Source organism: Roseburia amylophila (assembly GCF_025567465.1).
Classification (GTDB): Bacteria; Bacillota; Clostridia; order Lachnospirales; family Lachnospiraceae; genus Roseburia_C; species Roseburia_C amylophila.
In genome coordinates, this window is sequence record NZ_JAOQKI010000009.1 from 60,388 (window position 1) to 73,543 (window position 13,156).

A 13,156-nucleotide genomic window follows, 5' to 3' on the forward strand; every position below is an offset into this window, starting at 1 on the left:
GTTATTTTTCCTCCTTTCCCTCTTCTAATCCCAATTCCTTTGCGGATAACTGTGACTGTGCAATCTGCTGATATACTTCACAATCCCGTAATAATTCTTCATGAGTACCTTTTCCGACAATCTTACCTTCATCCAATACAAGAATCTGGTCGGCATGTAAAATGGTACTGATTCGCTGTGCCACGATAATTACACTGCTTTCTTTTGTTTTTGACTCCAATGCTTTACGCAGTGCCGCATCGGTCTTCATATCAAGTGCAGAGAAACTGTCATCAAAGATATAAACATTCGGATTCTTTGCGATTGCTCTGGCGATGGATAATCTCTGCTTCTGTCCACCGGAAACATTCGTTCCACCCTGTGCAATCCCACTGTCATATTTTTCCGGCTTTTCATTAATAAATTCTGTTGCCTGTGCAATCTCTGCAGCCTCTTTCATTTCTGCTTCCGTAGCTTCCGGTCTGCCAAATTTCAGATTGGATGCAATGGTTCCTGAAAACAGAATTCCCTTCTGTGGTACGAATCCGATTTCATCTCTTAATTCAGCTAAGCTTAAATTCCGGATATCCACACCATCTAAGGTAATCTTACCGGCTGTTACATCATAGAATCTCGGAATCAGATTAACCAGCGTTGACTTTCCACAGCCGGTACTTCCGATAATCGCTGTTGTCTTTCCCGGTTCTGCTGTAAAATCAATATCTTCCAATACATCTTCATCCGCACCCGGATAACGGAAGTTTACATGATGGAATTCCACTTTTCCGGTATGTTTTTCAATTGTTTCTTTTTCTGCCTTTTCTATAATAGAAGAATTTGTAGTAATAACTTCATCAATCCGGTCTGCTGCAACACCGGCACGCGGCAGCATAATAGACATCATGGTAAGCATCAGGAATGCCATAACAATCTGCATGGTATAAGTAATAAATGCGGTCATTGCCCCAACCTGAAGCTGTCCGGCATCAATACGATGTGCCGATACCCAGACAATCAGTATGGTTACTCCATACATAATAAACATCATGCCCGGCATCATAAAAGTCATGACACGGTTGGTAAATAACTGTGTTCTGGTAAGATTCCGGTTTGCTTCATCAAACCGCTCTTCTTCCTTTTTTTCTCTTCCAAAAGCGCGGATTACAGAAAGTCCCGTAAGAATCTCTCTGGATACTAAGTTCAGGGCATCCACTAACTTCTGCATTATTTTGAACTTCGGAAGTGTAATGGACATCAACACCATAACCAGTCCGGAAATTACCAGTACTGCCATTACGATAATCCATTCCATATGTGCTCCGGTCTTTAATACTTTATAAATTCCACCAATTCCGATGATTGGTGCATATAAAAGCATTCGAAGCATAATTGCTGTTACAAACTGAATCTGCTGAATATCATTGGTGCTTCTTGTAATTAAGGAAGCGGTAGAGAATTTATCCATCTCAGTATTGGAAAAGCCTACTACCTTACCAAAGATTTTCTCTCTTAAGTCTCTTCCGACTCCTGCGCCGACTCTGGATGCAAGATATCCGACTACCACTGCAACTGCCAGCATGAGTAATGACATAGCTGCCATCTTTCCACCCTCTGACCAGAGATAATTCTTCTGGATATGCTCCACATCAAGTCCTGCCTTTTCGTCACAGGATGCTGCATATGCTGTTCCCATGGCATGTAAGGTACTGCTCCCCACAGAATCTATCATATTTTCCATATATTCTCTGGACTGTGCTATACCATCCTGCGTCATTGCACCGCTTGCAATCAGCTGCTTCATCATCGGACGCATATCCACATAAGTTACCATTTCGCCATCATCATTTTCCGCTTCATATGTGGTCAGTTCCATCTGCATCATCTGTCCGATTTCTTCAATGGACATCTCATCCAGGCTTTCTTTGGTAATCTGGTTCTGCGGATTCTGCTCCAATGCTTCCGCAATCGTATTCTTAAAATCCGTTTCACTCATATTTGCCATACGGTAAGTCAGTACGATTGGTGTCAGTAGTTCATCATCCAATGTTTCTAATGTCTCTTTATCCGCAGTACATACATAAGTATCGTCTTTTTTTTCATAGACCGCTTCAAAAGTATCCTTTTCACCATCTGTCATAAAAAGTTCTGCCAGCTGATATTCTTCCTCCGGCATCTTTTCCGGCAAAATATGTTTGATTCCCTTATTCTGGATTCCTACATCAATGATATCGGATGTATATTGTGGCAACGACAAATCGCAATAAGCCTGTACTCCAAGGAGGAGAAATATTACCACGATGATATGCCAGTACGGGAGCATATTTTTAAATAGTTTCCGCATCTTTCCTGTTCCTTCCTTTTCTATATTATTTATAAAATATTTCTATTTTAATTGCTATTTCAACTGTCTTCTCTTTTCAATCTCAAGCTCTGCTATCTGCTCTAATTTATTCAGATAGCCAATCAGCCGGTTCATATCTTCTTCTCCCATTTTCTCCGTAACCGACTTTAATAATTCACTCAAAATCCGGTTGCATTCATTTAAAACCTCTTTTCCTTCCTCAGTTACTCTCACATAAACATTCCGCCGGTCACCCTCACACACCATACGTTCAACATATTTTTTCTCTTCCAGGGAACGAAGTGTCCGGGACACCGCCGGTGCTGCCACACGCATATAACGTACCACTTCCGATACCGTAACCTTTGCATCTATCGATTTGCTATCCGGCTCTTTGGCATCTGTCTCTTTGGTAGCCATCTCTTTTTCTTTGCGGCAATGCTCGATGGTCTTTAAGGTTCCCATTTCCACGGATGAGACCCCCGGCAGAATGGATGAGATTTTCAAACGATGAAAACGATTAAATATGGAAAATATTTCATTTCCACAACCCTGCATCATTTTCACCTCCCTTTCTTTACATTTTATATTTTCTATTTATTTAACATTGTTAACTATTAACATGTGAAAACAATAATAGCACCATGATTAAGATAGGTCAATTAAAAAAGTATAAAATTATTATTAAATCATATCATTGACAGTTAAAAACGAATCTTATAATATAAAAAAAGCAAGTTTTTTTTACTAAAGGAGACTAAAAATATGAGTTTTAATTTTTTAAACCAATTACCAAGTCCGGAAGAAATCAAAAAAGAGTATCCGCTTCCGGAGAAACTGGCACAGATAAAAAAAGAACGGGATGCTGCAATTCGTAAAGTCTTAACCGGCGAAGATAACCGTTTCTTAGTTATCATCGGACCTTGTTCCGCTGACAGCGAAGAACCTGTCTGCGACTACGTCAGCCGCCTGACCAAAATTGCAGAAGATGTCAAAGACCGTCTGATTATTATCCCTCGTGTCTACACCAATAAGCCAAGAACAACCGGCGAAGGCTATAAAGGTATTGCTACCCAGCCTGACCCTGAGAAAGCTCCTGATATGGTTGCCGGACTGATTGCAATGCGTAAGCTGCACATCCGTACCATTGAAGAAAGTGGTCTGACCCCTGCCGACGAAATGCTTTATCCGGAAAACTGGAGTTACATTGACGACCTGCTCTCCTACGTTGCTATCGGTGCACGTTCCGTAGAAGACCAGCAGCATCGTCTTGTAGTCAGTGGGTTTGATGTTGCATCCGGAATGAAGAACCCGACCAGTGGTGATTTCTCCGTTATGCTCAATTCCGTATATGCTGCCCAGCATCCACATCATTTCGTATATCGCGGATATGAAGTAGAGACTCCTGGTAACGACTTAACTCACGTTGTTCTCCGTGGTGCTGTAAGCAAACATGGTAACAGCACACAGAACTACCACTACGAAGATATTATGCGTCTGATTGAAATGTATAATGAACGTGACCTTAAGAATCCAGCTGCTATCGTAGATGCAAACCACTCTAACTCCAATAAAAAGTACTTCGAGCAGATCCGTATCGTCAAAGAAGTGATGCATAACCGCCAGCTCTCCCCTGAAATTCACAAGATGATTAAGGGTGTTATGATTGAAAGCTACATTGAACCGGGCAATCAGAAAATCGGCGAACACATCTATGGTAAATCCATTACTGACCCATGCTTAGGCTGGGAAGATTCCGCTCGTCTTATCTATGACATTGCAGAAATGAATAAATAATAATTTCATCTACAGGAGCGTTTTTTACTTTACAGGAAAGCAATTTCCTGTAAAGTAAAAAACGGGGGCAGCCATTTTTTTAAGAAATGACTGCTCCCTTTTTCTATTTATGCAAGTAGTAAGAAACTCGCAAAGCGTGTTTCCCGTAGTTCCTTCTTTATCCTCTGGGATGTGCCTTGGCATATACTTCACGGATTCTGCTCTGTTTCATCTGTGCATAGATTTGCGTGGTAGAAATATCTGCATGTCCTAACATTTCCTGAACCGCTTTCAAATCTGCCCCATTGCTTACCAGATGAGCTGCAAAAGAATGACGCAGCATATGCGGTGTTATCTCTGTCTCAATTCCGGCTTTCTTTCCATAGGCTTTAATTAATTTCCAGAAACCCTGACGGCTCATTTCTTTGCCGGAACAGTTGGTGAAAAGATATTCACTGCCCTCTTCACTGACAAGATATGATCTTCCCTCTTCCAGATAATGCTGCAGAGCCTCTTTTGCTGCTTCTCCAAAAGGAATAATTCTTTCTTTATGAGCATCTCTGCAGGTAACATATTCCAGTTTCAAATTAATATCACTTAACTTCAAAGAAATCAATTCAGAGACACGAATTCCCGTCGCATAAAGCAATTCTAACATCGCATGGTCCCTTAATTCCTTCGGTGTATTTCCGTTTGGCTGGTCTAAAAGCCGGCTGGTTTCTTCCATAGAAAGAATAACCGGAGCTTTCTTCTCTAACTTGGGTGCCTTTAATCCATCCGTCACATTTTGGTTTACATAATTCTGTACCACAAGATACTGAAAAAAGGCTTTCATGGATGCAAGTCCTCTGGAAATCGTTGCCGGTTTCTTTCCTTCCTGCTCCTGCTTTTCCATATATATTTTTAAGTGTTCCTGTCTGACATCCTCAACAGAAAGCACACCTTCAGAATACAGAAATTCCTTCATTTTGCGCAAATCCGTCTCATAAGAAACCGCTGTATTTTTCGATATTTTCTTTACTTCCTGAAGATACTTCATAAAAGCATCTATTTCCTGTGTCATAACTGTAACCACCTAACTCTTTTTCTCTCATGCCCTTCTATTCTTTTCCAAAAGGCAGGTACAATCCCTATTATAATGATTCTAATTTGGAAAAGCAATTCATATTTTCGTCTGTTTTTTGCTGTTTTACATAAATCTACCACATGTATCTTATTTCTATTTTTCTACCCACAATATGTTGTAAAAATTTCGTAAAATTTTTTATATTTTTTTCAACACGAAGTGCACCATACCTGGATTCAGATATGCCTCTGTTAAAAATCCGATAAAGAACAATAATAATATAATCCCCCACAAAAGAATCCATTCCCCAAGCTTTCCATGTTCCTTTCCGCACTGGTACTTTTCTTCTAACTTTAATAACAGCAGGTATCCGGACACATAGAAAATAAATTGTGGACATAACGCAATCATCATAAGCCAGATGGCACCTGCGCCAATATTGCTGATTGCCATCACGCACAGAAAGCCAAAAGAAAAGCCGCTCCATATCAGAAATATACTATTCACAACCCGGTACCACGGTGTCATTCCAAAAAAAATTAATGCAAGGACAACCGGTGCTCTTGCTGATAGTACATAAATAAAATAATCATGTTTTTCTATCGTAATATATTTTAACTGCTGTATGAAATAATCATTTAATATGCCATATTGCTGCAGACGGCTTCTTCCATACAGATTGGCAGCTATAATGCCAATCACAAAACAGCCTAAAAATAACACCTCTAACAGATGAAGATGCTTTTCTCTTCTTATCCCTGATACTCTTTCCATGTATTCACTTGTCTTAATTTTCTTATTTCATATTATTCCGATAACGGTAACAATATGCCAAGATACCAGCTACGGTTTTACTGTCCTGGATTACTCCGGCATAAATTTTTTCTAATAATTCTTCCGGGTCATATGCCCTTACTTCAATAAATTCTTCCGGATCAAGATGTTGTTTGCCCGGTTTTAAATTCGTTGCCAGATATACATCAATAAACTCATTACAGAAAGCTACGGTCGTCTTTAAAGAAAGCATCTTTTCGATATGACCACACTGAAAGCCTGTTTCTTCCTCTAATTCCCGCATGGCACTTATTTTCGTATCCTCTGTCAGGGAATCCCTGCATCCTGCCGGCAGTTCAATAGTATAACGGTCTAATGCATTCCGATACTGGCGTACCATTAAGATTCTGCCCTCCGGTGTAACCGGCACAACTGCCGCCGCTCCTTTTCTGTGTTCCACATAATCCCAGTATGCAATATTTCCATCCGGTGTCTCGATGGTGTCTGAATAAACATCCACGATTGCGCCCTGATATTTTAACTCCCTGTTAACTCTTCTGATTCTTTTTTCTTCCTGATGATTCTGTCCCATTGTATTCTCCTTTTTTCTTACAGATTTTTCCTCATTACTTGTTTTTCTTACAAAAAAATAAGTGTCCAAAAAGCTTTCACTCTTCGGACACTTATTTCCTGCTTATTTTGCGTAATCAACTACACGTGATTCACGAATTACGTTTACCTTAATCTGACCTGGATATTCTAATTCAGATTCAATCTGCTTTGAAATATCACGGGCAAGCAATACCATTTCAGCATCACTTATCTGTTCAGGAACTACCATTACACGAATCTCTCTACCCGCCTGAATTGCAAAAGATTTATCTACACCTTTAAATTCATTTGTAATATCTTCTAACTGCTTTAATCTGTTGGAATATGTTTCCATTGTCTCGCGTCTTGCACCTGGTCTTGCTGCGCTAATTGTATCGGCTGCCTGTACCAGACAAGCAATCAATGACTCTGGCTCTACGTCGCCATGGTGTGCCTCTACCGCATTGATAATAAGCGGAGATTCTTTGTATTTTCTACATAAATCCACACCAATCTGAATATGTGAGCCTTCTACTTCGTGGTCTACTGATTTACCAATATCATGCAGGAGTCCTGCACGTTTTGCCAATCTTACGTCTACACCAACTTCAGCCGCAAGTAAGCCACAAAGCTGTGCTACTTCTATAGAATGCTTTAATGCATTCTGACCATAACTGGTTCTGAATTTCATTCGGCCTAATAATTTCACAAGTTCCGGATGAATGCCATGTACACCTACTTCTAAGGTGGCAGCTTCACCCTCTTCACGAATCATGGTTTCAACTTCTTTTTGCGCTTTCTCTACCATTTCTTCAATTCTAGCCGGATGAATTCGTCCGTCTACAATCAATTTCTCTAATGCAATACGAGCAACTTCTCTTCGTATTGGATCAAATCCGGAAAGGATAACTGCTTCCGGTGTATCATCGATAATTAAATCTACACCAGTCAGTGTTTCTAACGTACGGATATTTCTTCCTTCACGTCCGATAATTCTTCCCTTCATCTCATCATTCGGAAGCTGTACTACAGAGATGGTTGTCTCTGACACATGGTCTGCAGCACATTTCTGAATTGCAGTAACCACATATTCTTTTGCTTTCTTTCCAGCTTCTTCTTTTGCCTGATGCTCCATCTCTTTGATTAATTTTGCAGTATCAAGCTTTACATCTTCTTCAACAGTTTTTAATAGATATTCTTTTGCCTGGTCGGAGGTAAGTCCTGAGATTCTTTCTAGTTCCCGTACACGCTCTTCATGAAGCTTTGTAATTTCAGCTTTCTGTTTGTTCAGCTCTTCTTCTTTTGCTGCAAAACCTGCTTCGCGCTTCTCAATGGCTTCCAGTTTCTTATCCAGATTGGATTCCTTCTGTTCCACTCTGCGCTCGTTTCTCTGAATTTCGTTTCTTCTTTCCTTGATTTCCTTGTCCAATTCGTTCTTCGTACGAATCGACTCTTCTTTAATCTCAAGCAAAGATTCTCTCTTCTTCGTCTCAGCGGTCTTCACAGCTTCATCTATTATCTCACGGGCTTTATCTTCTGCACTGCCAATCTTTGAAGCAGTCTGCTTTTTCTGGTATGCATTTGCAACAAACCAGGTGATAGCACATGTGACAATAAATGTAATTACAACAGCTATAATTACTGCCTGCACAGGAGCACCTCCTTTATTCAATTTTCATTGTTCATATAACATAAATATTCATTCATCTGTCATAAATAACAATAAATAAATTTTATACTTTTTCTAATATTATGTCAAGTAGTCCGGACATTTCATTACACGTAAAATGTCTTCACTTTTATATCCTCTCCGCATCAGATATCCATACTGTTTCTGCATTTCCTTTGCATCCGGCTGCTCCGGATTATAATGTCTCTTTTTTAATATTTCAGCAATTTTTTCTGTATCATTATTTTCATAGATTTCTTCTAAGGCCTGCTCTGTAATTTCTTTGGTAACTCCCTTCTGCATCAGTTCCTGCTGTAGCCGGCGGCGGCTCTTACTGCCCTGTCGGTAACTGATATAATTTCTTGCATAGCGCATGTCATCAATATAATGATATTTCTTCACATACTCTATGGCATCAAGAATCAGTTCTTCCGGATATTCACTCTCAGCCAGTTTCCGGTAAAGCCCCTGTTCTGTCCGGTCCATCTTCTCTAAAAGTGCAAGTGCCCGTTTTTTCACCCGCTTACCTACTACTTCATAAAAGAGTTCCTGATACAGTGCCTCGTCTACGGTCTGCCCTTCCTGTAATCTGTAGCGGCGCACCTCACCTTTATATAATACAAGGTGTGTACCATCATCCATACACACCTTATATTTGTTTTTCTTATATTCTGTTATCCCTGAAACAATTCTGTCCATTACTCTGCATCAAGAACTTCCGGTCCGTTTGCAGCTGGAGTCTCTGTTTCTTCTTCACTCTTATCCACTGCATAATGAGCTCTTACTTTTTCTTCGATTTCCTGGCAGACCTGTGGATTCTCTTTCAGATAAGTCTTGGCATTTTCACGACCCTGGCCAATCTTATCTCCATTATATGCATACCATGCACCGGACTTATTTACAATACCAAGTTCAGAAGCCAGATCAAGGATATCTCCTTCTTTTGAAATTCCTTCTCCGAACATAATATCAAATTCAGCCTCTTTAAATGGCGGTGCCACTTTATTCTTCACTACTTTAATACGGGTACGGTTACCGACAATTTCTCCACCCTGTTTTAAGGATTCAATTCGACGTACATCAAGACGTACGGAAGAATAGAATTTCAATGCACGGCCACCGGTTGTTGTCTCCGGATTACCAAACATAACTCCAACCTTTTCACGCAACTGGTTAATAAAGATTACAATACAGTTAGAACGGTTGATTGCTGCAGTCAGCTTACGAAGTGCCTGTGACATTAGTCTTGCCTGTAAGCCCACATGGGAATCTCCCATATCACCATCAATCTCTGCCTTTGGCACCAGTGCTGCAACAGAGTCTACGATTACAATATCTACTGCACCGGATCTGACCATAGTCTCTGTAATCTCAAGTGCCTGTTCTCCGTTATCCGGTTGTGAAATATAAAGATTATCAATATCTACTCCGATATTCTTCGCATATGCCGGGTCTAATGCATGTTCAGCATCAATAAATCCGGCAATTCCTCCACGCTTCTGTACCTCAGCGACTGCATGCAGGGCAACGGTCGTCTTACCACTGGACTCCGGTCCATATATCTCAATAATTCTTCCCTTAGGAAGTCCGCCTAATCCCAAAGCAATATCAAGACTTAATGCTCCTGTCGGAACAGTCTCCACATTCATCCGGTTGCTCTCATCCCCCAGTTTCATAACAGAACCTTTTCCGTACTGCTTCTCAATCTGGGATATAGCAGCATCCAGTGCCTTTAATTTATCTTCTTTACTGCTGTCTCTTCTCGTATCTTTTACATCTCTCGCCATGTCAATTCTCCTTCATGCGAACTTATGTTCGTTTTCTGATATTATAGTAGTATACTTTCTTCCAAATGTCAACTGCATTTTTTAGAAAATATTTTTTTCTGTCCCTATACATTCTGTAAAGTGGGTATACCCGGCAGAATAGCCAAATATTTTATAGACTGTAAAAATTCTCATGTAAAGAAAAAAGACTTCTTTCTGAAGTCTCTCATGGAAAGGTATCCTTATCTTAACATAATAAGATTCCGGTTACAAATTAATTTTCTATAAACAATGGAAACCTCTGGCAATCGTTCCATCTTTTTAATCATGATATTCATCCATACCAAGAATCAGGAAAATCTGTTCTAAGTACTTCTCACCAGACCGTTCTCCATAAATGATATGATTGATATACTGCGGACTGCACCCAACCGATGTTGCAAGTTCTTCCTGACTCATCTCAAGTTCTACCAGCCTGCGCTTTATTTCTTTCCCCATTGGAGTAATCTGCCGTTTTGTCTTTGCCATAAAAGTCTCCCCTTTTCTTCTTTATCATTTGTGTTTATATAAAAAATGATGTATAATATGAAAATAATTTCACAAATTACATTATAATTCATAAATATGAATTTGTCAATTCATATTTGCGTATTTTATTTTTTATTTTCTATACAATATTATTTAATACCTGATAAAGGAGTACACTATGACAATCAGCCAACGTATCTTTGCATTATTACGGGAAAAGAAGCTTTCACAAAAAGAATTATCGGAATACACCGGAATCTCTCCCGCTGCTATCAGCAGCTGGAAATCCAAGGGTACAAATCCTTCTTCTGATAAAATTGTAAAAATAAGTGAATTTTTAGATGTTGATGTATACTATCTTCTGACCGGTGAATACCAGCCGGCTTCCAACCTTCAGATTGCAGAAGAATCAGAATATCATGCTTTCCCATCCGACCCGGATGAACATTTACTGCTCCAGCTTTTCCATAAACTTTCTCCGATGGACAAAGGACGCATCATCGGTCAGTTAGAACAGAAACTTGCTGAAAAATAACTTCTATATTTTTTTATATGCAATGATATATTTTTATAGCAATATGAATCAGGCATTTATTACGCATCTATAAAAATTGTATGATAAAATCCGGACAGTATATTAAGATATACCATCCGGATTTTCTTATCAGCTACAATCATAAAGCTAAAAGCCTTAATACTTCGTCTTTATCCTGCACACCGATGCTCTTTCCCTCAAAAACACCTTTTTTCATTACAACCAGGGTCGGAATGCTCATAATCTGATATTTTAAAGCCAGTGCTGCTTCTTCATCCACATTCACTTTTCCAACCTTTACCTGTCCCTCTAATTCATCCGCCAGTTCTTCTACAACCGGAGACATCATTTTACACGGACCGCACCAGTCTGCCCAGAAATCCAAAAGTACCGGTTTATCTGACTTTAATACTTCTTCTTCAAAATTGTCATTTGTAATCTTTACTACCATTTCGTTATCCTCCTTTACTTTTATAGAAAAGTTTCTATTTTTTCTTTTTTAAGTATGTCTCTTCTTAATTTTGTTTATACCCGCTTAATTTTTACCGAATTCCGATAATACCAGACCATCATTCCGGTCAAGAGTCATGCCGACACTCCATGCATTGACAAATAACAGCAATGGATTGCCCTTAAGGTCACGGATTTTCTTCATATCGGAAGTTCCGGTAAGCTTGTCCATATCAATATCTTTATTTTCAATCCAGCGGATATGCTCATATGGAAGCTTCTCCAAGCGGATTTCCACATTGTATTCATTTTCCAGACGGTATTTTAATACATCAAACTGCAGTACACCTACTACGCCTACGATAATCTCTTCCATACCACCCTGATATTCCTGGAAAATCTGGATTGCGCCCTCCTGTGCGATCTGCATGACACCTTTGACGAACTGTTTTCTCTTCATGGTATCTACCTGACGTACCCTTGCAAAATGCTCCGGTGCAAAAGTCGGTATTCCTTCGAATTCGAAGTTGTCTTTCGCAGTGGTTAAAGTATCACCGATTGAAAAGATACCCGGGTCAAAGACTCCGATAATATCTCCGGCATATGCTTCTTCTATAATCTTTCTCTCCTGTGCCATCAACTGCTGCGGCTGGGAAAGACGGATTGCTTTTCCACCCTGGATATGTTTTACTTCCATGCCGGCTTCAAACTTTCCGGAACAGATTCGCATAAATGCAATACGGTCACGATGATTCTTATTCATATTTGCCTGGATTTTAAAGACAAAAGCAGAGAAATCGGAACCAAACGGATCAATCAGCCCCTTGTCCGAATTTCTCGGAAGCGGTGATGTAGTCATGGAAAGGAAATGCTTTAAGAAAGTTTCTACACCAAAGTTCGTTAAAGCAGAACCAAAGAATACCGGTGACAGTTCTCCCCTGGACACCAGATCCATATCGAATTCTGCACTTGCACCATCTAACAATTCAATTTCTTCATCCAATTTATCCCGGTATTCCTGCCCGATTTCTGTTGTCAATGCCGGATCATTAATATCAAAATCTTTTTCTTCACCTTCCTTGGTTCCCTTCAAGGTATCAGAGAACAGCATGACTTTTTTCGTATTCCGGTCATAAACTCCCTTAAAATTCTTTCCGGAGCCAATCGGCCAGTTAACCGGACAGGTAGCAATGCCAAGTTCTTTTTCGATTTCATCTAATAAATCAAAGGTATCATTAGCATCACGATCCATTTTATTGATAAATGTAAAAATCGGAATGTGACGCATTACACAGACTTTAAACAGTTTTCTGGTCTGTGCCTCTACACCTTTTGAACCATCGATTACCATAACTGCAGAATCAGCAGCCATCAGGGTACGATAGGTATCTTCCGAGAAGTCCTGATGTCCCGGTGTATCCAGAATATTGATGCAATATCCACCATAATTAAACTGCAATACAGAAGAAGTAACGGAAATACCTCTCTCCTTCTCTATTTCCATCCAGTCGGAAACTGCATGTCTTGCAGTTGCTTTTCCTTTTACAGAACCTGCCAGGTTAATAGCTCCTCCATACAGAAGAAATTTCTCTGTCAGGGTTGTCTTACCGGCATCCGGATGGGAAATAATCGCAAATGTTCTTCGTTTCTCTATCTCTTTTCTAAAATCAGCCAAAATGGG

13 protein-coding genes are annotated in these 13,156 nt (G+C 39.8%); 2 read left to right on the top strand and 11 right to left on the bottom strand.

Annotation, left to right across the window (positions count from 1 at the left end; all coding sequences use genetic code 11):
• Window position 1: 1 nt before the first annotated feature.
• Window positions 2–2,320 carry an ABC transporter ATP-binding protein gene (locus OCV43_RS07460; RefSeq protein WP_117698589.1) on the bottom strand — a complete coding sequence of 773 codons (2,319 nt, stop codon included), beginning with the start codon at window positions 2,318–2,320 and terminating at the stop codon, window positions 2–4.
• A gap of 54 nt (window positions 2,321–2,374) precedes the next feature.
• On the bottom strand, window positions 2,375–2,881 hold the full coding sequence (locus tag OCV43_RS07465) for a MarR family winged helix-turn-helix transcriptional regulator (RefSeq protein WP_262623770.1): 507 nt from the start codon (window positions 2,879–2,881) through the stop codon (window positions 2,375–2,377).
• Between the two features lie 204 nt (window positions 2,882–3,085).
• Here OCV43_RS07465 and OCV43_RS07470 point away from each other — a divergent pair, with 204 nt between their 5' ends.
• Window positions 3,086–4,117 (top strand): 3-deoxy-7-phosphoheptulonate synthase, encoded by a 1,032-nt coding sequence (locus OCV43_RS07470; RefSeq protein WP_022243243.1) that lies wholly within the window; start codon window positions 3,086–3,088, stop codon window positions 4,115–4,117.
• 157 nt (window positions 4,118–4,274) lie between these two features.
• Here OCV43_RS07470 and xerD read toward each other — a convergent pair whose 3' ends face one another.
• The 7 genes from xerD to OCV43_RS07505 all read right to left on the bottom strand — a co-directional run bounded on the left by xerD (window position 4,275) and on the right by OCV43_RS07505 (window position 10,490).
• A complete protein-coding gene (xerD, locus tag OCV43_RS07475) occupies window positions 4,275–5,159 on the bottom strand; it encodes a site-specific tyrosine recombinase XerD (RefSeq protein ID WP_227700939.1) in 885 nt (294 codons plus the stop codon).
• 201 nt (window positions 5,160–5,360) lie between these two features.
• Entirely contained in the window at window positions 5,361–5,936 is a 576-nt protein-coding gene (locus OCV43_RS07480; protein ID WP_227700938.1) for a stage II sporulation protein M, read from the bottom strand.
• Between the two features lie 22 nt (window positions 5,937–5,958).
• Window positions 5,959–6,528 carry an NUDIX hydrolase gene (locus OCV43_RS07485; RefSeq protein ID WP_262623771.1) on the bottom strand — a complete coding sequence of 190 codons (570 nt, stop codon included), beginning with the start codon at window positions 6,526–6,528 and terminating at the stop codon, window positions 5,959–5,961.
• A gap of 102 nt (window positions 6,529–6,630) precedes the next feature.
• Window positions 6,631–8,151, bottom strand: coding sequence for a ribonuclease Y (gene rny, locus OCV43_RS07490; protein WP_416390266.1), 1,521 nt, complete (start codon window positions 8,149–8,151; stop codon window positions 6,631–6,633).
• Between the two features lie 126 nt (window positions 8,152–8,277).
• Window positions 8,278–8,895 (bottom strand): regulatory protein RecX, encoded by a 618-nt coding sequence (locus OCV43_RS07495; RefSeq protein WP_262623772.1) that lies wholly within the window; start codon window positions 8,893–8,895, stop codon window positions 8,278–8,280.
• Window positions 8,895–9,983, bottom strand: coding sequence for a recombinase RecA (gene recA, locus OCV43_RS07500; protein ID WP_022243249.1), 1,089 nt, complete (start codon window positions 9,981–9,983; stop codon window positions 8,895–8,897). The genes OCV43_RS07495 and recA overlap by 1 nt, the downstream gene beginning before the upstream one ends.
• 300 nt (window positions 9,984–10,283) lie before the next feature.
• Window positions 10,284–10,490 (bottom strand): helix-turn-helix transcriptional regulator, encoded by a 207-nt coding sequence (locus tag OCV43_RS07505; protein ID WP_022243250.1) that lies wholly within the window; start codon window positions 10,488–10,490, stop codon window positions 10,284–10,286.
• Between the two features lie 178 nt (window positions 10,491–10,668).
• On the opposite strand from OCV43_RS07505, the gene OCV43_RS07510 reads away from it, so the two are divergent.
• A complete protein-coding gene (locus OCV43_RS07510) occupies window positions 10,669–11,025 on the top strand; it encodes a helix-turn-helix domain-containing protein (RefSeq protein WP_022243251.1) in 357 nt (118 codons plus the stop codon).
• A 139-nt stretch (window positions 11,026–11,164) separates the two neighbouring features.
• Here the strand turns inward: OCV43_RS07510 and trxA are convergent, their stop codons facing one another.
• Window positions 11,165–11,476: a thioredoxin gene (gene trxA, locus OCV43_RS07515; protein ID WP_022243252.1), complete on the bottom strand. Its 312-nt coding sequence runs from the start codon at window positions 11,474–11,476 to the stop codon at window positions 11,165–11,167.
• 84 nt (window positions 11,477–11,560) lie between these two features.
• Window positions 11,561–13,150: a peptide chain release factor 3 gene (locus OCV43_RS07520; protein ID WP_022243253.1), complete on the bottom strand. Its 1,590-nt coding sequence runs from the start codon at window positions 13,148–13,150 to the stop codon at window positions 11,561–11,563.
• Between the last annotated feature and the right edge of the window lie 6 nt (window positions 13,151–13,156).

Bases quoted from the DNA above. Each gene is read 5' to 3' on its own strand.
- OCV43_RS07465 (WP_262623770.1), bottom strand. From the start codon at position 2,881: ATGATGCAGGGTTGTGGAAATGAAATATTTTCCATATTTAATCGTTTT.
- OCV43_RS07485 (WP_262623771.1), bottom strand. From the start codon at position 6,528: ATGGGACAGAATCATCAGGAAGAAAAAAGAATCAGAAGAGTTAACAGG.
- OCV43_RS07470 (WP_022243243.1), top strand. From the start codon at position 3,086: ATGAGTTTTAATTTTTTAAACCAATTACCAAGTCCGGAAGAAATCAAA.
- OCV43_RS07510 (WP_022243251.1), top strand. From the start codon at position 10,669: ATGACAATCAGCCAACGTATCTTTGCATTATTACGGGAAAAGAAGCTT.
- recA (WP_022243249.1), bottom strand. From the start codon at position 9,983: ATGGCGAGAGATGTAAAAGATACGAGAAGAGACAGCAGTAAAGAAGAT.
- OCV43_RS07480 (WP_227700938.1), bottom strand. From the start codon at position 5,936: ATGGAAAGAGTATCAGGGATAAGAAGAGAAAAGCATCTTCATCTGTTA.
- trxA (WP_022243252.1), bottom strand. From the start codon at position 11,476: ATGGTAGTAAAGATTACAAATGACAATTTTGAAGAAGAAGTATTAAAG.
- OCV43_RS07460 (WP_117698589.1), bottom strand. From the start codon at position 2,320: ATGCGGAAACTATTTAAAAATATGCTCCCGTACTGGCATATCATCGTG.
- OCV43_RS07505 (WP_022243250.1), bottom strand. From the start codon at position 10,490: ATGGCAAAGACAAAACGGCAGATTACTCCAATGGGGAAAGAAATAAAG.
- xerD (WP_227700939.1), bottom strand. From the start codon at position 5,159: ATGACACAGGAAATAGATGCTTTTATGAAGTATCTTCAGGAAGTAAAG.
- OCV43_RS07495 (WP_262623772.1), bottom strand. From the start codon at position 8,895: ATGGACAGAATTGTTTCAGGGATAACAGAATATAAGAAAAACAAATAT.